The organism is Streptomyces hesseae (genome assembly GCF_031845785.1).
Taxonomy (GTDB): Bacteria; Actinomycetota; Actinomycetes; order Streptomycetales; family Streptomycetaceae; genus Streptomyces; species Streptomyces hesseae.
Genome location: NZ_JAVRFI010000089.1, coordinates 1 through 351, shown reverse-complemented (window position 1 = coordinate 351; position 351 = coordinate 1). Strand labels below are relative to the sequence as shown.

At 71.5% G+C, this 351-nt stretch carries 1 protein-coding gene; it reads left to right on the top strand.

Going from position 1 to position 351, the window contains the following annotated elements; all coding sequences use genetic code 11:
* The coding region (locus tag RM609_RS34330; RefSeq protein WP_311616605.1) for a class I tRNA ligase family protein at positions 1–351 on the top strand (351 nt) is incomplete at both ends.

The following is a 351-nucleotide window of genomic DNA, read 5'->3' as shown; positions in this document are numbered from 1 at the left end:
GCCGGAAGATGTCCAAGCACCTCGGCAACATCCTCCAGCCCATCCCCCTCATGGACCAGCACGGCGCCGACGCCGTCCGCTGGTTCATGGCCGCCGGCGGCTCCCCCTGGGCCGCACGCCGCGTGGGTCACGGCACGATCCAGGAGGTGGTGCGGAAAACCCTCCTCACCTACTGGAACACCGTCGCCTTCCAGGCCCTCTACGCCCGTACGTCCGACTGGGCCCCCTCGGCGTCCGACCCGGCGCCGGCCGACCGCCCGCTGATCGACCGCTGGCTGCTCGGCGAGCTCAACACGCTCGTCGACCAGGTCACCCAGGCCCTGGAGGCCTACGACACCCAGCGCGCCGGAA